The organism is Candidatus Scalindua japonica, from assembly GCF_002443295.1.
Lineage (GTDB): Bacteria > Planctomycetota > Brocadiia > Brocadiales > Scalinduaceae > Scalindua > Scalindua japonica.
This window is the reverse complement of sequence record NZ_BAOS01000027.1, coordinates 145,333-167,330: the sequence shown is the minus strand read 5'-3', so window position 1 is coordinate 167,330 and position 21,998 is coordinate 145,333. Positions and strand designations below refer to the sequence as shown.

Sequence of the window (21,998 nt, the reverse complement as noted above, 5' to 3'; positions counted from 1 at the left end):
GGACACTAATCCCCTCCTTATGAACGAGGGTAAATGGGGTGGTTGATAAATTTATAAAAGCGTTCCTCTGCCTGATACATTAAAGAACCCTGTACCATCTGCCAAATGCCTTATTACGTGACACAGATTAGAATCCAATAAGCTCCTGCACTAAAAACGGCAGCTACCGGCAGGGTCACCAGCCATGATAATAGTATTCCCTGCATAATGCCAGTATTTAAATGTTTCGATGCCAACCCTATGCCAAAGATAGACCCTACCGATACGTGTGTCGTAGAAACAGGAACACCAAATTTGCTGGCAAATATAACAAGGAACCCCGTAACGAGGTTTGCCGTAAAACCCTGGCCGTGATTTAATTTAGTTATCTTATTACTCATTGTTTCAAGCCACCCTTCTTGCATTCAGAAGTCCGCCCACAGCCATACCAAAGGCTACAGATGTCATTTCCCAATGAACAGATAACCCCTTGATTAAGAGTAAGAGAGCTACTATCTTTGGTGTATCATTCAGGCCGCGTGCAAAACCTACAACACCAGCAGAGCAAAAATGAAAACTGTCCAAAAGTTGTTGACAATTCATACCCAGAAAGCTACCTTTATACATCTCCACACAATTTTCACTTTTGTCAATTGCAGCTTCAATCGAACTGCCGTAGTGTACCATAATGGTAGCAGTTGATTGAATAGATGGAGCCAATGTCTTTTTCCCACCAACACAAAGGCACCACTCCTTGGCTATACCGGAACGTATACGTATATTTCTGAAGACTTTGTAAAGGAGACTGCCAAACGCCACCGCAATAACCGGTGCGATTACAAGAGGGGTAAAAAAATGATCTACCTAAAACTGAAAAGTTGACCTGAAAATCTACTGCAATAAAACCGGCTCCAACCAGAGCACCTGTTATACTGTGGGTTTTTGATATGGGCAAACCCATAACGGTTGCGATTATGACGGAAATAAGGAGTACCACTTGCTTCTCAATAGCCGAAGTTTCAGGTTTAGACTATATTACTCTTCATTTAAAAGAGTATTTATCAGCTTTTCTACGACGCCGGGTTTAAAACTCCCGAAATGTTGAAAACGGATTTTTCCATTCTTATCAATAATAACTATCTCAGGAGTACCACGAGTGTGATAGCGAATCATTGTCTCCGGTAATCTCTGATCAGAAACATGATCGTCTACTCCTACCGGGTATGCTATGTTCTTTTCTTTAACGTATTGCCGCAGTCGCTCAGGCCTCTGTTGAGAATGCCCTTCAAAAACCGTGTGGATACCAACCAGTTGAATATCCTTGCGGTCACTATATTGTTGGTCCCATTTCTCCATAAGGGGTCCTGAAAACTTGTTACATCCGGGACACCATAATTGGAAGAAGTCAATTACGACTACTTTTCCATGCAGATCGGCAAGTGCAAGTCCATTACTATTTATCCACTCGGAGATCACCCACTCCGGAGCTTTAGAATCAGAAGGACCCGCTTGGGTTCTTCCTGTCAGAATAATAATTCCGCTCAAGATAATACCTGCTACAAATATTTTTTTTGACAGGAAATAATTTTTCATAATTGTAACTTTTCATTTGATAATATTAGCGAGTACTCAATAAATGGGAAAAACCTTCTATTTCCCGAGCATAAAAACCAAGATCTTTACTCTGATAAAATTGCCGGGAAAGCCAATCCCCCCCTTTTAAGGAGAGGAAAAGGAATGGTTGATAATTTACAAGTTTTTCTCTACTAATTAAGTACCTAGTTATACTCTTCAAAATTTTTTTCTAATCTTTCCCGCAAAGACCTACCAAGTAGTTTTGCCTTATTCATTACATCCGGCTGTTTTTCGAGGCAAGGAATGATCTCGGGTGTAATTTTTACATCCTTACCGAAAAACTTCTTCACACCACTTACGCGGCAAACTTCACCATAACCACACGAAAAGCATGCTACAGCGCCTTGTGCTGCAACAAGACCTACACACTCAATCTCGTTATAATCAAAGAACCCCTTGATGTCATCACCTGCAATTTCATACATTTTTATTTCTCTTCCAGGCATTTCCCACTCTCCACCGCCACCTACTGAAGCAATTGCACCTACTTTACCGGAAAGTTTCATCCCCCCATGCCCATCCTTGTCGTGCCGGAAACAGTAAAACCGTTCAAGAAACGAGTGTGTCAGGGCGTTAAGCCTTCCGAAATAATTTGGAGCACCGATAACTATTGCGTCGGCTTCTAATACCTTGTGCATCAATGGAATATAATCATCCCGAACTTTACAGACATTATCCTTAATACAGCCAAGGCAGCAAATACAACCATTAATTGTCATGTCATGCAGGGATATGAACTCCGTCTCCAGGTCGGTTGCATCCAGTATAGTTTTAACTAATTCTTGTGTTGTGTGGCTTTTTCTCGGACTACCGCTAATACCAAGTACTTTCACGCCTTTCATTTCTCCCATATAATATTCAACCCATATAATATTCAATATAATCAGACATTGATTATAAGTGTTTTTCCGCTTATATCAATATCCAATCCATGCGAAACACTTTTCCGGAAGGAAACCCTTTTCTATTAGTGCTAATTCGTGAAATTTGTGTCTAATCTTTTATATTGCAAAACACTCCCACTCATCTATAATGGATTGACAATAGACAGCTGTTACAGATCAATTTGACCACGTTGCACACTGCGGAATCATCATATTACTAAAGCTTCTGTCACTTGATATCCATATTTTTTTAAATTCGAAGAAATTACCTATTTAACGAAAAGAGAAGATTATGCTGAAGACACATGATATAAGTTTACGATTTGGAAAACGATTACTATTTGAAGATGTAACTACAAAATTCAGTCCGGGCAACTGCTACGGAGTCATTGGAGCCAATGGCGCGGGTAAATCAACGCTCCTTAAAGTTTTGTCAGGGGAGATTGAACCTTCTTCGGGGAACATAAGTGTTTCGCCGGGAAAAAGAATCGCCGTTTTAAAACAGAACCAGTATGAGTTTGACGAATTTGAAGTACGGGAAACTGTGTTAATGGGGCATAAAAAGCTTTTTAAAATTATGACTGAAAAAGATGCTATTTACGCGAAGAGTGATTTCAGCAATGAAGACGGGATGAGAGTTTCCGACCTTGAAGATGAGTTTGCTGAGCTTAATGGATGGGAGGCGGAAAGTGAGGTTTCTACGCTTTTGAGTGGGCTCGGAATAGCAGACGAACTGCATGAAAAGAAAATGGATGAGCTTTCAGGTAATGAAAAGGTAAAGGTCCTGTTGGCACAGGCCCTTTTCGGCAATCCAGACATTTTACTGCTAGATGAACCCACAAACCATCTGGATATTCAATCCATTAACTGGCTTGAAGAGTTTCTGACAAAATTTAAGAATACAATAATTGTTGTTTCACATGACAGGCATTTCCTTAATAACGTATGTACACATATGGCAGATATAGATTACGGGAAAGTTACTGTCTATACCGGCAATTACGACTTCTGGCTTGAGTCCAGTCAGCTGGCTTTACAGCAGGCAAAAGACGCGAATAAAAAAACTGAGGCGAAAAGGAAGGATCTTGAGGCATTTGTCGCTCGGTTTAGTGCAAATGCATCCAAATCAAAGCAGGCCACTTCCAGGAAGAAAACTCTTGATAAGTTGGTCCTTGAGGAGATTAAACCGTCATCAAGAAAGTTGCCTTTTATCCGTTTTACACCCGAAAGGCCAATAGGGAACAATGTACTTACAATAAAAAATCTTTCAAAGAAAGTGGATGGAGAAGTTGTCCTTAATGATATAACATTAACTATCAATAATGATGACAAGATCGCTTTTGTTGGTGCACATGATCTGGCAAAGACCGCACTCTTTGAAATATTAATGGATGAGGTTAAAGCAGATAGTGGTAATTACACCTGGGGTGCAACCGCAATACGGTCATACCTGCCAAAAGATAATGCAGAATTCTTTAATGACGATGTTACTTTGATTGACTGGCTTCGTCAATTCTCCAAAGAGAAGGACGACAACTTTATAAGAGGCTTTCTGGGCAGAATGCTTTTCAGTGGTGAAGAGTCATTAAAAAAAGCTAATATACTTTCCGGTGGTGAAAAAGTACGCATAATGCAGTCAAAGATGATGCTAAGTGGCGCCAACGTACTGCTTTTAGACGAACCCACTAATCATTTGGACCTCGAAGCAATCACTTCGTTAAACAACGGATTGATCGAGTTTAAGGGTGTTATTATGTTTGCTTCTCACGACCACCAGTTTTTACAGACAATAGCGAATAGAATAATTGAGATAACTCCTTATGGCGTTATAGATAAAAAGATGACATTTGATGAATATCTGGAAAATCCTGTTATTAATAAACTGCGCGAAAAGATGTATGAGAATATAAAAAACCCGGGGGAAACCTTACCTATTTGAACTGTTTGAGCAGCTTAAAGTGTTTAATCTGTTCAAACTGACTGCCTGCATCTATCCTCTGGCGTCAAGCCTCTTAAAGGATACGGTGCAAGAGAATAAGAAGGTGAAAGATATGAAGGCCAAGTTGGTATTATTTTTGGTCCTGAATTTATTAACTGTTCAATCAGTATTGGTTGCTCAACAGACAAAAGGGCCTTTTCAAAGAGTTGATCAGAAAAGCATCGAGCGTGCAATGGAGATTGTCCTGAAGAAGGATGACGGTTCGGGTCCGGCTTACGATCCAACTGCTACACCAAACGGTGTAAGATACCAGATAGACGTCCTTGCTTACCTGTTAGAATACGAGGTGGGTCAGGACCGGGAATCGCCGGGAGAGAGGCTCCCTCTTCTTTTCGGTTACAAAGAGTGGTACCTGGCGTTTAAGAGCGTACATTGCCATGACCGGGATGTCCCTGAATATGTCAAGAGGGCCTATGAATTTAAACAGAACCTGGTAGTCGACTATAACCGGGACAAGGTAATCAGATATGCATCTGATGCCGGCAATCTGGAAATAGCTGCAAATATCACACTATTCTGGGACTCCGCAAAAAAGAGCGTCTCCTATAAAGACCTGGATTCAAAACCACCACTGAAGATTTTCTATGATAGAATAATTACCTATCGGCTGCTTAAATACAGGAATGATAACCTTGTAGTTTGTGACCAGGTAAAAGGACTGAGAGGAAAGGCCATTAAAGGCTTTCTCAGAATCTTCGGGAAGGCCCACATGATACAATATCGAACCCTGCCTCTGAAGAATGGTCCTCAGTACGTATCCGTGGAATTAAGGAAATTTCGGTGGCTTTTTGGTTCTAAGACAGATTTGACAATAACAGCGGACGGTGAGACCCTGCAAGGAGTACCGAAGGAAGCAAAACAGAAGCTTCACCGCAAAATCAATATTCAGTATGTGCCCCTGAAGCCGGGCTAAATAATATATTCTGATAGTAATTATTTTCCAGCGCTTATTCCTTCCTTATTAAATATTCAACAGACGTGTTAATATGCACATCACATGCGAATCTGTGAAAATTTGTGACTAAATTTCCCATTTTTCTTTAGAGCAGACGCATAAACTCCATTCTGGAGAAGGGCGAAGCTACATATAGCACTTAAATATTATTAGTATACTATAAATGTTATGTATATTTTATGCGAGCCAGATTTATGTGTAGGCTCTCTAGTGCTAATCTGTGAAATTTGTGTCTCTTTTTTGTCTTGCAAGGCATCCCCATCATTGAATTTATAGAAATATGAGAGGAAATGCACAACCCGATTCACCCTGAACAATGTTTTAGTATATTGTTCAGAAGATAATCGATCTGATGGAGAGACATATATTGGATGGCGAGAAAAAAAAATTTAATAATGGCGAGGCCGACGGGACTCGAACCCGCAACATCCAGATCGACAGTCTGGTACTCTAACCAATTGAGCTACGGCCCCTTTTTCTTCATTTACATGAAAAAGCCATAAATCTTTTTTCTCTTTTTGTATGATGGTGGGCGATATAGGACTCGAACCTATGACATCTTGCTTGTAAGGCAAGCGCTCTAGCCAACTGAGCTAATCGCCCTTTGTAAAACCCAGAAGAGCAAGTTTAAGCATTATGGGTCGTTATGTCAATAAATTTTTAAACTTAGTGTTTACTTATCATGAACTTATCCTTGACTTGGCAAAAAATCAAGCTTATATTAGGTTTTGAGAAATAGCAGACAAGTTTAAATAAATTACTTTGTGACAATATTTTAGCTAGGAAACTTTCAAAATGAACAAGAAAAAATATATTTATATACTCGCAATCTTTTTCTGCGCGTCTATTTTCGTTACTTTCTTCGCGATATCAAATAGCAGTTCACTTAATAAGCATTTCAGCGAAGCGGTTAACCAGGAGGAAGAAGAGTATAAATTCCGCTTGGTCGGTATTGTCTGTTCATATGTAAATCGTTTTTATGTTGAACCCGATAGAATAAAACCCAAAGAGATGTTGAAAGAATCGCTTTCCTGGCTGGAAAGAATAATCCCGGAAGTCCGGGTTAATGTGGACGACAAAACAGAAAAAATAGAGGTCCTGGTTGATGAAGCTTCTAAAGTAGTCGATTTTTCCAAAATACACAGACTAGGTGAATTATACAATACCTTGACCGATGTATTATACTTTGTAAACGATAATAAACATCACGAGATCAAAACAGAAGATATTGAATACGCAGCGATTAATGGCATGCTTTCACAACTGGATCCCCATTCCGTTGTATTCCCTCCTAAAGACTTTGACGAATTTAAAATAGGGACTTCTGGTAAATTTGGCGGCCTTGGAATGGTTGTAGGCCTGAGAGACGGAATTTTAACCGTAATTTCTCCTATTGAAGGGACACCCGCATTCAGGGCTGGCCTCAACTCTGGGGATAAGATCATCGCAATCGACGAAGATTCTACTATAAACATGTCATTGCAGGAAGCGGTTAATAAACTCAGAGGTGATCCTTCAACCGCCGTTATTTTAATAGTGGAAAGTAAAAAATCTCAGACCAATAAATCTGTAACACTGATCAGAGAAATTATTTCAATACCAACTGTTAGTTCGAAATTAGCTGATAACAACATTGGGTATATAAAGGTAAGAAATTTCCAGGAAGATACGTCAGAGGCATTAGAAGAAGAGATTGAGAAGCTAACAGCTGAAAGTGGGGGTTTAAAAGGGATTATCCTCGATCTTCGTAATAATTCAGGGGGTTTGTTGGGCCAGGCGATTGCCGTAGCAGACAAATTTCTCTCTTCAGGTATGATTGTCGTTACTGTTGAACCAATGGGTAAGCAGAAAATCCAGAAGGCGAAAAAATCATCTAAAGACCTCGACAAATGCCCGTTGGTTGTAATTATAGATGCTGGAAGCGCTTCCGGTGCTGAAATAGTTGCCGGTGCCTTGAAGGATAACAATCGGGCTCCGCTTATTGGCGATACCAGTTTCGGAAAAGGTTCCATACAGCAGTTGATCGATCTTATCAATAGTGGCGCCGCGTTAAAGCTCACGGTAGGAAAGTATTTAACTCCTAACTTTACCGATATACAGTCAGTAGGTATTGCACCAGATATTCAGCTTGTCCAGTCACAGGTTACAAAAGATGAAATTATCTTATTCAATGAGAATCCGCATTTTAGAGAAAAAGATCTTAAAAAACACCTGGATGAACATTCAAAAGGTGAAGTACCTTATGAAAAAGTCAGGTATCTTGTACACATTGATGAAGAAGAAGGCGAAAACGAAGAAGAGGGAAAAGAAGATAAAATAAAAGATGAAGACTACTATAAAATACCTGATCTGGAGAAAGATACACACGTACAATTTGCAAGAACTATTATCCTTAATTCAAATCTCTATGGTAAAGACGACGAATTTTTAGACAAGTTAAAACCGATTATTGAGGATTTCAAAAAAAGTGAAGATACAAAGATCGCTGACGCCTTACATACCCAGGGTATTGACTGGTCCACAGGAGAAACGGTCTCTCCTCCAACGGCAACAACAAAACTACAACTCATACCGCCAAAGGGAGAAGTTAAAGCTGCGGATGAGTTGAAAATAGATATCAGTGTTACAAATAATAGTGAAGGCACCATGTATCAGCTGAGAGGTATGACAGAATCCAAGAACCTTCTTATCGATAAACGTGAGTTTATTTTTGGTAAAGTAGAGAAGGGTGAGACAAAAACAGCCTCTCAGACAATAAAAATTCCACAAAATTCTGTAAGCAGAAAGGATGAGCTTATCGTTAAATTCCATGAATTTAATAAAAATGCACCTGAAGATATTAAGAGTGCCGTATCAATCGAAGCGCTGCCCAAACCTGTATTCTCATATTCATATCAGATTATTGACGAAGGCGAGGGATTAACAGGGAACGGAGATGGAATTATACAGAGAGGAGAGGTCTTGGATCTGGTGCTTTTTGTTAAAAATATTGGTAAAGGCACATCTGAAAAGAACATTATTGCCCTGAGGGAATTGAGCCAGAAAGAGGTGTATATAGAGAGAGGTAAAATGGAATTAGGAGAGTTGCTTCCGGGAGAATCAAAATCTCTGAAAATAAAACTCACGGTAAGAGAGACTCTGGAAGCAGATGATTTTTCAGTTGATCTTACCATCGCGGATACCACTTATGGAACACGTATTTCCGGTAAATTGGAATTTAAAGTTGACCAGAATGGTGAGAATGGGATAATGACGCCTACAGAAAAACCCCTCATGGTAATGGATGATTCCGTTCCTATTTACAACGGAAAGTCTTCCTCAACCCCGGTTATCTCCTACACAAATGCAGGGGCTACTCTTATGGCTGACAAGGAGACAGAATCTTGGTATCGCGTAAAAATGCCTGAAGAGAGGTTTGGATGGATCTCTTCTGATAAGGTAAAAATCAGTGGGGGCGTAGACTCCGCTGAACAGAAAGAGCCGGACATGTTTTTGCAAAACGTTCCTCCATTAATAGAACTTGATACACAAAATCCACATGATACTTTTCGTCAGGAACATATATCTCTTTCCGGAACGGTCAAAGATGATAATGAAATTCAATACGTCTACATCCTGGTAAATGAAGATAAGGTATTTTACAAGTCTAATAAAGATGCTTCTGAAGAAGACAAATCAAGCCTCTCTTTTGCGAGCGATGTTCCGCTTGAGGACGGCCCGAATGTCATCTCCATCGTCACCAGAGATGATCAGGATTTACTTTCAACAAAATCATTTGTTGTCACACAGCTCCCTACTGAGGAGAAGGATGAATCGTAAGCGGTAAAAGACTTGACAGGATTAATTCGATTGACCGGATGCATCTACCGATGTAAAGATGCGTCAACATATGTTTTTCTCAAGAGGTAAATATCAGATAATAGTTACAGAAAGGAAGATTAGTCCTCGCAATCTTGTTTTGTTAACTTATTAACAAAATCCCTGATTACATCAAAATACTTTTCTCCACCAACAATATGAGTATCGTTGTGCATGGCACCGGGGATGGTGTAAAACTCCTTGGGATCGTTAGCTTGTTCATATAATTTTCTTCCCTGTTCAAACGGGACAAGCTCGTCTTTGTCTCCATGCATTATCAGGGTTGGTACTGTTATCTGTTTTATCTTGGAAAGAGAGTCATATTTTGTACTTAACAGGTGAAGAATTATGGAGAGATAAGGATAGAGTATTTTTGCCATCTCTTTTATTGACGTAAAAGGTGTTTCAAGGATCAGGGCGCAACATTTCTCTTTGACAGCAAGGTCAACAGCAACTGCACTGCCAAGTGACCGGCCAAAAAATATGATCTTTTCGTTGTTTACATCCTTTCGTGAGTGTAGATATGCCAAGGCAGCCTTTGCATCGAGATATGTCCCTTTTTCGGATATCTTGCCTTCACTCTTACCGAACTGACGATAGTCAATGATAAAGACATTTGCCGGCACTCTCTCATGTAACATCTTTAAGTTGTCAAGCCTGCGGTTTATGTTTCCCGCATTACCATGGAACCACAGGAGAGTGTGCCTGTCCGCCTGGCAGCTGGGAACGCCATCATCAGGTGTAGATTTTTTGCCTGGAATAAACCAGCCGTTCAAGTCCAGTCCGTCTTCCGTTCGGAATGTAATATCATCATACACAATGCCAAATTCATCCGGCATTGTGCTGTCATTACTTTTATTCGGGAAAAAAACTAAACTATGTTCTATAAATTTCGGGATGATCATTTATTAATACCTAAGTTGAGCGATTTGTATTTGCAAAAAAGACTTAAAACCCACTTAAAAGGCAATAGTAATTTGTTATAATACATTTTCAAGAAAACAAAATCCATCACCCATTAAGTGAGGAGAGTATTATGAAGAAAAATGTATTTAAAAGCAAGTGCAAGATTAACAAAATCGGAGTAACAAATGACACATTAACCGGCAGAGGAGGCATGTCTTTATTTGTTAAATATTTAAGTAGTGTAGAAATATACCCGTTATTAGAAGAGTTTTTTGGAGATATCAGAAAAAGCGGCAAAGGTCTTCCGGTGTGGAATATATTCAAACAGATATTTTGTTGGTTTTATGATGGGACGAGTCGCCACCTAAATTCATTTGATCAATTAAGAGCAGATGAGGGCTATGCATCAGTAATAGAGAATTCTCAGACAGAGATGGTGTCGTCACATCAGATAAAACGGTTTTATAAATCGTTTTCATGGGTATGTGGAGGCCCATTTCGGAAGATATTACGAAAGATGTTTATTTGGAGGTTAAGGCGAGAAAACCCTGAGGTCATAGACTTAACATTAGATACAATGGTTATGGACAACGATGAAGCACAGAAGCGCTATGGAGTACAGCCCACCTATAAGAAAGTAAAAGGTTTCCAACCTTTACAAGCAATTTGGAATGGTAAGATAGTGGATGCGGTCTTCCGAGGTGGAAAGAAACACAGCAACTATGGTAATACCGTGGTGAATATGATGAGAGACCTTGTGCGGGTAATCCGTGAGGAATATAGTGAGACAGTCACGATAATAGTCAGGCTTGATAGTGGATTTTTTGATGAGAAAATATTACAAGCATGTGACAATCTTGGAGTAGGATTTATCTGTACTGGCAAGATGTATAAGGGAGTAAAGGAGTATGTAGGTGTCCAGTTAGAGGACCAATGGGTCAATTACAGCAATAGGGTACCGGAAAGGAGTATCAATTATCCAGGTTATACAAAAGTTTCATGGTTGAGATATTATTGAACAGAGTACATAATGCAGAGTCTTTCGGAGAACAAAGCATTTTGGACACTTCGCGGGTAGTTGTAAAAACTGTTCCGGCATTTGTCATTAGTCCAAAGGTGTCTCCATCCGTAGTACTCAGGAGGAAGAGAGAAGTCCGTTACCACAGAACAAGTAACCGAGCCATCTAATGAGAGAAGCAGATGAATAACAGCATAGAGGGTTAACACTCCAAGATTTGAAGAATTACGTGCATCCAGATTTGTACCAAATAGTGTAGTATAAGACTGTCAAAGATATCAAATTTTGGTTGAAACATATATGGAAGATGTGTCCGTCGGAGTACTGCCAATCGGCCGCTATGCAACAACTGTAAGGAGAAAGGCATTAGACTGGCAGCAAAGTTAATAGGCACTGGCAGGCAGCTAATCCTTAAAGTAACACAGGCAGTAATGGACAATTTGCACTTTGATATATTATGGCAACGAAGTCAAAAACCCATACCAATAATCATATAAGCGTGACAAGAAGTTGAAAACAAGGTTATCTGTGGGAGAGGTATGTCCATGTTCCGGAAAATTGTACTAAAAATGCATTTCTAAAAGAATTTTTTTAGTAAGCGAAGGTTTATTGCCAAACCGAAACAATTTTGGCTAGAAAAAATTGAATATATTTCATTTTTTTTTGTCGTAATATTAAAACCGCTCAATTTGGGTAATAATGTAACGAAAAATTGTATCAATTCTCCAGATTATACAAAAATTACACTGTTTTGATACTAATGAAAAGAGATTATAATGCAGACCTCTTTCGTTTGAGATTTACAATTCTACTACTTCCTTTGTCGTTGTAAAAACAGCTCCGGCATCTTTCATTTGCTTAAATGCTTTCTCTTCTCCCTCTTTTGTTATTCCCCTTGTCGCATCCGTTACCAGGGAAACGTTGTAACCACGTTTTAATAATCCAAGAAATGCCGCTTTAACACAGTAGTCTGTCGCCACTCCAAATACTACATAATTCTGTGCATCCAGTTTTTTTTTTCGTCTGTATTAAGACTGTCAAAGATATCAAATGTCTGGCTTTCAACAATTATCTGCTGATGGTCCATCACGGATCCTGTGATATCCTGTTCTATATTCTCAATAATATTATTGTCGTTACACGTGCTTGCTTCAATCTTCTGATTACCGGGAGTTCCCTTTACGCAATGGGGAGGGAAGAGCTTGAATTCCGGATCATCAGCCGCGTGTGCATCTACTGAAGATAGTATTTTAATTTTGTGTTCTTTTGCATAATCAAAAAGCTTGTGAATGTTATCAACTATTTCTTCCGCACCCGGAACATAGAGTTTACCCAGGGGATTCATAAAATCAAATTGAGTATCTATATCGACAAAAACAGTTTTATTTTTCATAAATTTCCCCCACTCTCGTGGGGAATCCAGTTTTTTATCTTTTTTACAGTTGACAGTTCTACTGTCAAACATACATAATTGAAAGAGTCCTACTCTTTCTCTAACTTTTCACGAAGGTGGAATAGTCCTATTATAGTTTTTCCATCACAGATTTCACCGCTCTTGACCATCTCAAATGCTTTGGTCAGTGGTATTTCCAGTACCTGTATATCTTCATTTCCAATACCAAAGTATTTCTCTTTTGTTTTATCTTTTACTCCAACATAAGCAAGATATATAAAGATTCTTTCAGAGCATCCTCCAGGGCTTGGATAGAACTGTGTTAGAAGTCCCACATCATCAATCTCATAACCGGTCTCTTCCAGCACCTCTTTTTTTGCAACAGTGACGTTATCGTTGTCTTTGATTCCCGCAACACACTCTATCAACCATCCAGGGCCATCATCCACATACGCCGGATACCGAAATTGCCTGATCAGAACAACTGACTTATTCGTTTTATTATAGAGAATAACTGCAACGGTGTCTCCCCTGTTGAAGTTTAACCTGTCAATCTCACTGCTCATTGATCCATCAAACTTTTCATGCTGTAAAACGACCTTATCGACCTTAAAATAACCATCATATTCTCTTTTTGCATTTTTTATAATAACCTTCAATGTTATCTAACCTTTCAAAAAAAGTTAAAAGTACCTGAAGTTTGAAGCAGGCCAAAGTTGTGGAAAAATATTTGAAATTACTGTTCGACAGTAGTACTGTTGAACAGATACGTACGGCTATGCCGTACTATATAAGCTCTTTTGCCTTTATTAACGCCTCTTCCTTTGTGGTAATCTTCTTTTCAAGTTGTTCATCTTTTATGGCATCCAGGATTTTTGAGAAAATTGGCCCGGGTTCCAATCCTAAAGCGATTAAATCATTACCTGTTATAAGGGGCTCTGGCCTTATCTCCTCAACTTTCAGTTCTTTAAACATCTTCTGGCAAAAGTTGTAATCATCAAGATTTTCAGTACTGGCAAGCGAATCCACTTTATACAACTCCGCAAGTTCAGGATAGCCTTCATGAGCAAAGAGTCTTTTCAGCTTGCTTATCCTCATTTCCTTTGCATGTCTCAGATAGAGATGCATTTTTACCAACCACGTAATGCGCTCTTTCTCCGCATTCGACATTCTTAAACGTTCACATATATTTTCCGCCATTTTGGCACCAACACTATCATGGTTGTTAAACCTGATGCGATCCGCAAGCTCAAATGTTACCGGTTTACCTATGTCGTGAAGAAGTACGGCCATTGCCAGCTCCCAACTTCCAGATACACTTCCCCCCCCTGAACCGCTTGATGTAGAAGAATACTCCCCCCTCATATCCGCTATATTCCTCCCTTCTGCCAATTTTGATAATGTGAGTAGGGTGTGTATAAAAACATCACCTTCAGGATGAAAGTTTTCCGGTTGTCTTACTCCCTTCATTGACGTAACTTCGGGAAGTATTTCGTTCAGCAGTTTCAGATCGTCAAGCATTTTTATCCCTTTATCGGGATTGGGACCTGTTAATGTCTTCCGGAGTTCATCTCTAATCCTTTCCATGCTAACGGATACTATTTTATCATGAAGATTTTTTATAGCCTCGGCAGTTCGGTTCTCAATCTTGAAGTTAAATCGGCATGCAAAACGTACGGCCCTTATCATTCGCAGCCTGTCTTCATCAAACCTTTCAAAAGGATCTCCAATTGCCCTGACAAGGCCCGCCTTCAGATCATCTTCCCCTCCAACATAATCAAAATGTTTACCTTCAAGCGGATCATAAAACATTCCGTTTATTGTAAAGTCTCGTCTTAACGCGTCACCTTTTGCATCGCAGAATGTTACCGAATCAGGGTGACGTCCATCTGTGTAAATACCGTCAGACCTGAACGATGCGACCTCAAAATCGAAGTTATTTTCCATAACCAGCATAACTCCATAGTGGACGCCGATAGGAACCGTTCGCTTGAATGTTTTAATTATATCATCGGGCCGAGCATCCGTGGCGATATCATAGTCTTCCGGAATACTACCCATAAGCATGTCACGAACGCAGCCGCCTGCAAATAACGCCCTGAAACCATTTTCTTTCAAGCGTTTAACTATACCTATTGCGGTTTCTTTAAGTTGGTTTTTGAGCAAGCTATTGTGTTTAATTTTGTCAGTCATTTCAATTAAGCAAGTATAAATTACAAATTGTCACGCAAGGCCGCAGAGATCACCAAGATAATACAAAATAAGACTAAAAGCCTTTTGCGCTTTGCGAACTTTGCAGCTTCTTGTCCTCGGCGCCTTTTGTCCGGGGAGCGTGAGTAACCTTTTTTCTCTATCATTCATAATTCTGTTGTTTGTAATAAGCAGTAGAACTACTTTTATTTTGTGTGTCCGATTGTTCTACAATCGGACAGTATTCATTTACTTGAAAAATTAAAGCTTCTTTTTTCACAAACCCTTATTAAAGCAGATGAACCAGATCTTTCAAATAAATACTGTATTTTTATAGACCTCAGTACTATACTTAACAAAATAATGCAATAGGTAGTAGGCTGGTTATTTAGTTTATTAATAGGCTTGATCTCTATCTTAAATCTGAGAAATGAAACATAATAGGAATTTCGTAGTAATGTGAGTAAATAAATGAATGACCAACTGGAATTTATGATGTTAATCGCATCGAGACTGGATTCTGCAAGTATTCCTTATATGATAACCGGTTCTATGGCAATGGCAATCTATTCAATGCCAAGAATGACCCGTGATATTGATCTGGTTGTTGAAGTTAAGCCCACAGATGTTGATAAAATCGTCGATCTTTTTTTAGAAGATTGTTATATAAGTCAAGATAGCGTCACGCAAGCGGTAAACACACATGGAATGTTCAACATTATCCATAACGACTGGATGGTGAAGGCAGACTTTATCATAAGGAAAAATGAGGTCTATCGAAAAGAAGAATTTTCTCGGAGACAGAAAATAAATTTAGAGAATATGACGATCTCTGTGGTTGCGGCAGAGGATCTTATTTTGTCGAAGTTGGTCTGGGGAAAACGATCACAATCGGAACTTCAGTTTCAAGATGTTTGCCAGATGATAACTACTGTTTCAGAACTTGATTGGAAATATTTGCAGAATTGGGCAGAAGTCCTTAAGGTTAACGATCTATTACGAAAGGCGAAGGAAAATGGGTGACACTCCAACACAAGTACAATTACGGTACAAAAAAATGATTATGTCTCTAACGCCCTCAGAACGATTAAGGATGGCAAGCAGGATGTATGATTCAGGAAGAAAGCTCGTAATCTCTGGAATACAAAATGGGAAACACCAACTCAATGCATCTCAATTACGTGAACAGCTTTTTCTGCGTATATATGGAAATGATTTTTCGACTGCTGAAGTAAAGAGGATCATCAATAAAAAATTGGATGTAGTCACCCGATAAATTTTTTAATGACACGAATTTCACTAACATTATTAATAGACTTCTCTTTAGCCCCCTATATAATATGGAGATCTATCATGAAAAAAGAGAATAGAATATCAGCATTGGATCGAGTAGCACGGTTTGTCATGCTGTGCCTCTTTTTTATGAGACCGTTACGGGCCATTGGTTTTAGTGGTCTTCTGTTGTGCATGGTGGCTTTTATTGAATCGCCTTTAGCGGTACCGGTACAAGCGGCTGTGCCTGAGTATACTATCGAGGATCTCGGTGAGTGGGATAATGTTATAAGTGGTCCTTTGCTTAACAATGAAGGTGTCGTTATATTCAGTGGAAGTATAAACGGCATTGAAGGCTATTATATCCTTCGCAACGGCAAGGTTACTCCTTGTAATTTGCCAGAGCAGTTTTATTTGAAAAAATATAGTGGCGACGGCCGGATAATCGTATATGATCCTGGTATCTCTAATTCTATCGTTGTGGATGATTACGGGCGGAGCACTGTCCAAATGCCAGTTGACGACTTTTATATTCGACCTACACCCATTGAGCTTAATGAAGCTGGGCAGGTCCTTGCAGAAACCCACACAACACAAGATTTTGTGGTTGTGGATTCGGACGGCTCGTCACATGTGGTGAAGTATAGTTACATGAAGGATGCTGGTTATTACTATCAGAATGAAGCTGATTTTGACAAATCGGTAACTGATTTTAACAAACCGTTTATGTGTATTACTTATGATAATACTCTTCTGGACTTTAACGATGCAGGTCAAGTATTCGGCGTAGAGTATAAATGTATACAGTACTTCCGAAAAAATCATCGTCCAAGTCCATTCCAATTCTCTTTAATGCATTTTTGGGTGTGGGATAGGGAGAAAGGTTTCTGCAACCTAGATCTTGGCGAGTACGTTGATGGATTTGTTTTTCGAAACTATTTTTACACACGTCGACTTGATTATTTCACTTCGAATGGGTCTATATTGTTGCCGTTATTCCCTCCGCAAAACAGACATAATTCCTCTCACATTTTGTACGACATCCAGAGCGGCAGGATTAGCAAGATCAAGCCAACGGTCCTGACACAGCCTCAGTTATCAAAGATGGGACTTGTCAGTGCAGAACCAGAATTCCATACTGATTTTCATTGTGCTAATGACAAAGGTGTGATTTTAGGAACGCTGAATCTCAATAATACGCCTGCGATACTAGGCGAAGCGTTTCCATTTTGTATTCCGGTGGTTTATTTGGCTGGTCAGGAGAGGCCACGTCCACTGCAGGAGTTGATTACCGATGACAGAGGGTGGCAGTTATGGTCGGCACTCGACATCAACGACCATGGCCAGATCTTGGGATCGGGAATCCTTGACGGCAAGTTGCACTTGTATCTGTTGAATCCGACGGATGCCAGAAAGCCTGAGTATAAATCACCACCGTTCCTGGCCCTGGAGGCCGCCGTTACCCGCGCAAGCCCGTCCCCGGTCTGCCTGTGACGTTTGGGTTTCGCATCGAAAATACCTGTCAATATCCTGCTGCCGGAATCACCGTTGACCTAACGCTTGCCGATCCCCGCACCGAACATGCACTGCAGCATCTGGTACCACAAAGCAAGTTTTGTCAGGATCTGGGTAATGGGAAGTTCCGCTGCACGCTGGGTGACATGGACCCCGGCGAAGTTGGAGACATTATATTTCACGCCGAAATGCCGATGGCTGGAGCTATAATCTGGACGGTTGACATGGAGAGCACTGGAGATCTTGGCGGTGTGGTGTCTGATGCGGGAGTCCTGGGCACAATGGCACTGCCACGGATAATGGATGTTGTTGTTATTGCTGACCAAACCAGGATCGAAAACGAGGTTGTGTCTTATCCCAAGTTCGACAAATCAACCTCAAAAATCAAGCAAATTTTGCTTAAATCTGTCATAAGTCCTGTAGAATCGGATGAAATTGCCCTGAAATACCAACTGTAGTGCCTGAATATTATATTTTTATGTTGACGCTGGTATGGTATTTGGTAAAATTCATCAAAAAAAACATGTCTGGTTGTATTTTTCAATAATCCAAAGATGTAGTGCTGAAAAATGAATGGTTAAAGTTGTAACTGCTTGATACTATGAAAGATACAATTTTAACTTGTCGAACTTGGGTTATCCCTATCCTTTCGGACCCAACAACCGTGTTAGGGAATCCCGCACTCTCCTGGTCATTGGCCACAATTTCCCGAAAGACCTGCCCTCATCGGAGATACTCGACACCGAAACGATCAATTATTCCCTCCTTCTTGAGAAGTATAATAAGGAGTTCTTTGCCAGGGGGTGGCAACGCTTTTACGATATTGATGATGCGGAGGTTGCGATCGCCCGTGCCGAGGCAGACGGATATGACGCAATCCTTGTACGAGCCGACCTCAAGAAAGGCATACTGCCCGGCCAACACACGATCACGGTATCCGGTGCACAGGGACACTGGGGACTGGAATTTGGTGATATAACGGCGCGACTTTCGTTTGTAGGCATTCTAGACGACGGCAGTTTTGATCTTCTCACAAACGCCTATCTACCCGAGCGCATCCACCTCGCTGTGGAAACAAATATGCCACTGCCTCTGGAGGAAATTCCGGTTTTTCTAAGCCCTGAGTTGCTTAGGGCCGGTCACCGGTCAAGCCAGCGAAATCGCCATGACGGCCAGGCGGAAGATAAAGGCGATGGACGGCTCTACTTTACAGAACCACTTGACCTTCACCCACAGGGACGTCCGGCATCGTTGGCGGGGGGAACCGCGATCCCGGTCCGGCTTGGTGAAGACAGCCTTGAGGTTATACAAGCCCGCATCGATGAAGATTTTATATTTCAGAAATTCCGTATTCAGTTGGATCCGATCGTGGCCTCGGTTAACATCAGTTTGACACCGGCCAAGGGGAAATACAGTTGGGTGTGGAATGATGAGCTAAGCCGGGCTGCAGCCTGCAATTCCGACGTCGATGTCAAAGACTGGAACCTGTTAACGCTGGATGAATCAGAAAACATATGGAATATGATGGTTCTGACTACCAGTGATCATTTTCCAGATCAATCGGTCAAGTTTGGCCAACACGCAGCTGCCATCCTGTTGCGAGATATGTTCTTGGAGATCACAGAAAAGCAACTCAAAAAGCTGGAGTGGATCATGGGGAACAGCCGGGCTGTTAAAGGATTACTAGCTTATATGAGACAGCACAAATACGATGATGGAAATCCCCTGCTCAGGATGAAGATCACTGATTTCGGCGGAAAGGGCGAGATTGAGTATCGCAATGCCATTAGGTACATGCCCTACTGGAAAGTCGAGGAGACAGGGACAAAAGAAGCGGCGGCGATTGAAGTCTGGGAGGTGCGCGCGACGGTGGCCGCACTAGGCAAGCTGATAGAAGCGGCAAATGAAGCGCTTGAGGATGCGCGTGACGCTGGTGATTGCGAAGTCGAGGATCTGGTCCGCATGACCGGTTTCAGCTTTGGGTCGGTTGGCAATCTGCTGAAGTCTCAATTAGTCACACTTGAGGAAACTTCCTCCACAGGCGGTCAACGTCACCATCTCTGGAGACCCGATGTGACGGCACGGTTATGGATCGATCAGGTGACCCCTCTGGCTGCCGCCGTGAGAGAGCAACAGAGGAAATCGTCGGAAGATACCGACCTGACGCTTGCCGCGATCACGTTTCTCGCTTTACCATTTATGTTGTCCGAAAATGCTGCTGTTGCCCTTATCTCGTTTGCGATTGACCTTATTGATCTGGGCGTCACGACTGTTAGCGAACTGTCGCAATATTTTGCCAGCGAAGCCGAGTTGAGATTTGCCCTTGGAGCATCGGTCACCATTGGTGAAGAGCGCTACGTTGAAGCCCTGAAGAATGCAAAGGGATGGGCCAGTACCACATTCGGTATAGGCACTTCGATGCTTGGCGCTGTTGCGGGCGGCTTCGATGCCTTGCCGAAACTTGCGGCGTTGCGCAGAGTTGCGCGCGGCAGACATGTGGTCCGAACTCTGGAAGGTGTGGCTGGTATTGAAAGCCTGAAGCCGGTGGACCTACAGGATTTTGGAGCATTCGCCATGAGCGCCCAAATGCGCCGTCAAACATCTGGTGCGGAGTCACTGTCCGCTGTTGAGCGCAGAGCAATTGATATTGTTGATGAATACAGAGAGATTGCCAAATCAAGACAGGCGTTGCCAGAGCCGGAACTGTCGCCCGTTAATGCCGTCGATTCCTTTGAGCCATCTGTGCCCATGCGCTTCGATCCAGATGCCGATACCGGCTTTGCCACGGCCCGCCCACCATTGGTGGGCAGGATCGAGACACCTAGGTCATCGGGTGATGTTCCCAATGCGCGCGATGTCAGAGTGCCGGAAAACGCTCACGTGCGTTTTATGACGGAGGCGGATATCGAGGAGCTGCCGTTCGGCGAATGGCTTGGTAGAGGTGCTACTAGCGAGACGTTTGCCCATGCCGACGATCCCGAAAATCTGGCAATCCGGATTACACATTTGCGCGAGAATTCTCCGGCTGCAACTGTGGACGAGTTCGGAGATCGTGCGCTAAGGACTCGTGTCAACTCGGTGCATATCCGCCCGGTCCGTGTGGAACAGTCCTATGATGTTATCTTAACCGAAGTTCGACAAGCAAAAGTTGTATCTCTAATAATTGCAGGCAATTAAGTTTTCCGCGTCTCAATTTTTGGCACTACATTTTTGGGTCTTAACCGATGATTTCATATGTTTTCTCTCCAAAGGAGTATGTTTAATACGTAGTTTATTGTAAATCATATGTTGCTTTTCTGTAGGTGTTGTGCATGTTCTGACGTCAATAACGTGTCCATCCTCTGTGTTCATAGTGGTTGTTACCCTTACATGTGTTGCAAGAATATTACGAATCGTATTCCAATTATAATGCACATCCGCTGTTCGTAACTTTTTTAATATCCCTGCAAGCATATGATAAGCCAATACCGTGATATGTACATGCGCAATTGTCGGGATATCGTCATGATGAAAGTTTGGACGCAAACCCAGATTGCCTTTCATGTTTCTAAAACTATCTTCTCGTGTTGTCAGAGATCTATGAATCCTGGATATCTCCTCAGAACAAAGATCAAGACGGTTTGTCCGTAGCACATAGGTACCAACCGATGTTTCCTTTGTACGGTATTGCTCATTTTTTTCAAATTGGATATCAGTCACTTTACCGTCCGTCTGCTTTACATTAATCGTATATAAATTACCAACTTTATATCGCTCTTTATAACGACCTATACGTTCCATGATCTTATCATATTTCTTGAGCGTCCTTTTCTTCTTTAATCCCTCTTGTATCGCTGTTAACTCTTGTTCAAATTTCTGCTCACGACGGAAAAGAATTGCACTCTCTTTGGCCTCTTTTGCTTCAGAGTGGCATAAAAGAAACACCTCTTCTTCTGTTCGGGCTAATTTCATACTCAATATTGTTTTCCCCTCCGATAATGCGACCTTCTCCTCTTGCACTCCAGACCAGAGGGCATCATCATACGTTCTCTTGCGTGAGACTGCTATATATTTAAAGCCGTTCTTTTTAATCAATGCAATATTATCTTCCGTAGCAATCCCTGCATCCATAACGAATAAGGTTAGATTGTGTGAGGGACGAACCACAATCTGAACCGTTTGTTGGACAAGCCCGTTGTTTGGGTGCTAAACATTGTATAAGAAAATATCTTATGAAGATTGCTTCTCTTTTTTACCGCAGAAGCTATGAAGCCAAAGAAGTGGATTTTTCAATTGCTGTCGTCATGCTTTAGGAGCTACAGAACATGGTTTTTCGGCCATTTTACCTCAAATTTGGGCAAACGGGGGCCATCTCGACCCGATAATGCCGTTTTTGCAAATCTTAGATGCATAGC

General features: G+C 41.3%; 19 protein-coding genes, 2 tRNA genes and 1 pseudogene. 10 read left to right on the top strand and 12 right to left on the bottom strand.

Translation table 11 applies throughout. The features are described 5' to 3' along the window. Positions 1-113: 113 nt before the first annotated feature. From SCALIN_RS23440 to SCALIN_RS14175, 4 genes are all read right to left on the bottom strand, one after another. Positions 114-380, bottom strand: coding sequence for an inorganic phosphate transporter (locus SCALIN_RS23440; RefSeq protein WP_162532333.1), 267 nt, complete (start codon positions 378-380; stop codon positions 114-116). A 4-nt stretch (positions 381-384) separates the two neighbouring features. Further along, a complete protein-coding gene (locus SCALIN_RS23435) occupies positions 385-798 on the bottom strand; it encodes a hypothetical protein (protein ID WP_162532332.1) in 414 nt (137 codons plus the stop codon). Positions 799-1,014: 216 nt separating this feature from the next. Further along, complete coding sequence (locus SCALIN_RS14180; RefSeq protein ID WP_096895116.1) at positions 1,015-1,572, bottom strand: TlpA family protein disulfide reductase; 558 nt, start codon at positions 1,570-1,572, stop codon at positions 1,015-1,017. 185 nt (positions 1,573-1,757) lie between these two features. Beyond that, positions 1,758-2,465, bottom strand: coding sequence for a flavodoxin family protein (locus SCALIN_RS14175; protein WP_203415505.1), 708 nt, complete (start codon positions 2,463-2,465; stop codon positions 1,758-1,760). Between the two features lie 325 nt (positions 2,466-2,790). Here SCALIN_RS14175 and SCALIN_RS14170 point away from each other — a divergent pair, with 325 nt between their 5' ends. Together SCALIN_RS14170 and SCALIN_RS14165 are read left to right on the top strand one after the other, a co-directional pair. Continuing rightward, positions 2,791-4,437, top strand: a complete 1,647-nt coding sequence (locus tag SCALIN_RS14170; protein ID WP_096895115.1) for an ABC-F family ATP-binding cassette domain-containing protein — start codon at positions 2,791-2,793, stop codon at positions 4,435-4,437. A 19-nt stretch (positions 4,438-4,456) separates the two neighbouring features. After that, complete coding sequence (locus SCALIN_RS14165; RefSeq protein ID WP_096895114.1) at positions 4,457-5,410, top strand: hypothetical protein; 954 nt, start codon at positions 4,457-4,459, stop codon at positions 5,408-5,410. A gap of 438 nt (positions 5,411-5,848) precedes the next feature. Here the strand turns inward: SCALIN_RS14165 and SCALIN_RS14160 are convergent. Further along, a tRNA-Asp gene (locus SCALIN_RS14160) sits at positions 5,849-5,925 on the bottom strand. 53 nt (positions 5,926-5,978) lie between these two features. Next, positions 5,979-6,055 (bottom strand) — tRNA-Val (locus SCALIN_RS14155). A gap of 192 nt (positions 6,056-6,247) precedes the next feature. On the opposite strand from SCALIN_RS14155, the gene SCALIN_RS14150 reads away from it, so the two are divergent. Then, positions 6,248-9,271 (top strand): MXAN_5808 family serine peptidase, encoded by a 3,024-nt coding sequence (locus SCALIN_RS14150; protein WP_096895113.1) that lies wholly within the window; start codon positions 6,248-6,250, stop codon positions 9,269-9,271. A gap of 119 nt (positions 9,272-9,390) precedes the next feature. On the opposite strand, the gene SCALIN_RS14145 is transcribed toward SCALIN_RS14150, so the two are convergent. Beyond that, positions 9,391-10,215: an alpha/beta hydrolase gene (locus SCALIN_RS14145; RefSeq protein WP_096895112.1), complete on the bottom strand. Its 825-nt coding sequence runs from the start codon at positions 10,213-10,215 to the stop codon at positions 9,391-9,393. A gap of 131 nt (positions 10,216-10,346) precedes the next feature. Here SCALIN_RS14145 and SCALIN_RS14140 point away from each other — a divergent pair, with 131 nt between their 5' ends. Then, positions 10,347-11,234: a transposase gene (locus SCALIN_RS14140; protein WP_096895111.1), complete on the top strand. Its 888-nt coding sequence runs from the start codon at positions 10,347-10,349 to the stop codon at positions 11,232-11,234. A gap of 800 nt (positions 11,235-12,034) precedes the next feature. On the opposite strand, the gene SCALIN_RS23430 is transcribed toward SCALIN_RS14140, so the two are convergent. The 4 genes from SCALIN_RS23430 to SCALIN_RS14115 all read right to left on the bottom strand — a co-directional run bounded on the left by SCALIN_RS23430 (position 12,035) and on the right by SCALIN_RS14115 (position 14,820). Next, on the bottom strand, positions 12,035-12,214 hold the full coding sequence (locus SCALIN_RS23430; RefSeq protein ID WP_162532331.1) for an isochorismatase family protein: 180 nt from the start codon (positions 12,212-12,214) through the stop codon (positions 12,035-12,037). Between the two features lie 8 nt (positions 12,215-12,222). Continuing rightward, positions 12,223-12,627: a cysteine hydrolase family protein gene (locus SCALIN_RS23425; protein ID WP_162532330.1), complete on the bottom strand. Its 405-nt coding sequence runs from the start codon at positions 12,625-12,627 to the stop codon at positions 12,223-12,225. 89 nt (positions 12,628-12,716) lie between these two features. Further along, positions 12,717-13,286, bottom strand: a complete 570-nt coding sequence (locus tag SCALIN_RS14120) for an NUDIX domain-containing protein (RefSeq protein ID WP_162532329.1) — start codon at positions 13,284-13,286, stop codon at positions 12,717-12,719. Positions 13,287-13,413: 127 nt separating this feature from the next. Further along, positions 13,414-14,820 carry a CCA tRNA nucleotidyltransferase gene (locus tag SCALIN_RS14115; protein ID WP_096895106.1) on the bottom strand — a complete coding sequence of 469 codons (1,407 nt, stop codon included), beginning with the start codon at positions 14,818-14,820 and terminating at the stop codon, positions 13,414-13,416. 468 nt (positions 14,821-15,288) lie between these two features. Here SCALIN_RS14115 and SCALIN_RS14110 point away from each other — a divergent pair, with 468 nt between their 5' ends. The 5 genes from SCALIN_RS14110 (at position 15,289) to SCALIN_RS14090 (ending at position 20,781) form a co-directional block, all read left to right on the top strand. Further along, the gene (locus SCALIN_RS14110) at positions 15,289-15,840 is read left to right on the top strand and encodes a hypothetical protein (protein ID WP_096895105.1); all 552 of its coding nucleotides are present in this window, start codon (positions 15,289-15,291) and stop codon (positions 15,838-15,840) included. After that, positions 15,833-16,093 (top strand): hypothetical protein, encoded by a 261-nt coding sequence (locus tag SCALIN_RS14105; RefSeq protein WP_096895104.1) that lies wholly within the window; start codon positions 15,833-15,835, stop codon positions 16,091-16,093. The genes SCALIN_RS14110 and SCALIN_RS14105 overlap by 8 nt, the downstream gene beginning before the upstream one ends. 8 nt (positions 16,094-16,101) lie before the next feature. After that, positions 16,102-17,583, top strand: a complete 1,482-nt coding sequence (locus tag SCALIN_RS14100; protein WP_133111930.1) for a hypothetical protein — start codon at positions 16,102-16,104, stop codon at positions 17,581-17,583. Positions 17,584-17,750: 167 nt separating this feature from the next. After that, a complete protein-coding gene (locus SCALIN_RS21735) occupies positions 17,751-18,062 on the top strand; it encodes a hypothetical protein (protein WP_133111928.1) in 312 nt (103 codons plus the stop codon). 163 nt (positions 18,063-18,225) lie between these two features. Further along, positions 18,226-20,781, top strand: a complete 2,556-nt coding sequence (locus tag SCALIN_RS14090) for a hypothetical protein (protein ID WP_133111926.1) — start codon at positions 18,226-18,228, stop codon at positions 20,779-20,781. A 12-nt stretch (positions 20,782-20,793) separates the two neighbouring features. Here the strand turns inward: SCALIN_RS14090 and SCALIN_RS14085 are convergent. Continuing rightward, a pseudogene (locus tag SCALIN_RS14085) lies at positions 20,794-21,717 on the bottom strand (IS1634 family transposase); the annotation flags it as partial. A gap of 17 nt (positions 21,718-21,734) precedes the next feature. On the opposite strand from SCALIN_RS14085, the gene SCALIN_RS22315 reads away from it, so the two are divergent. Then, positions 21,735-21,896 (top strand): hypothetical protein, encoded by a 162-nt coding sequence (locus SCALIN_RS22315; protein ID WP_162532133.1) that lies wholly within the window; start codon positions 21,735-21,737, stop codon positions 21,894-21,896. The last annotated feature ends 102 nt before the right edge of the window (positions 21,897-21,998 follow it).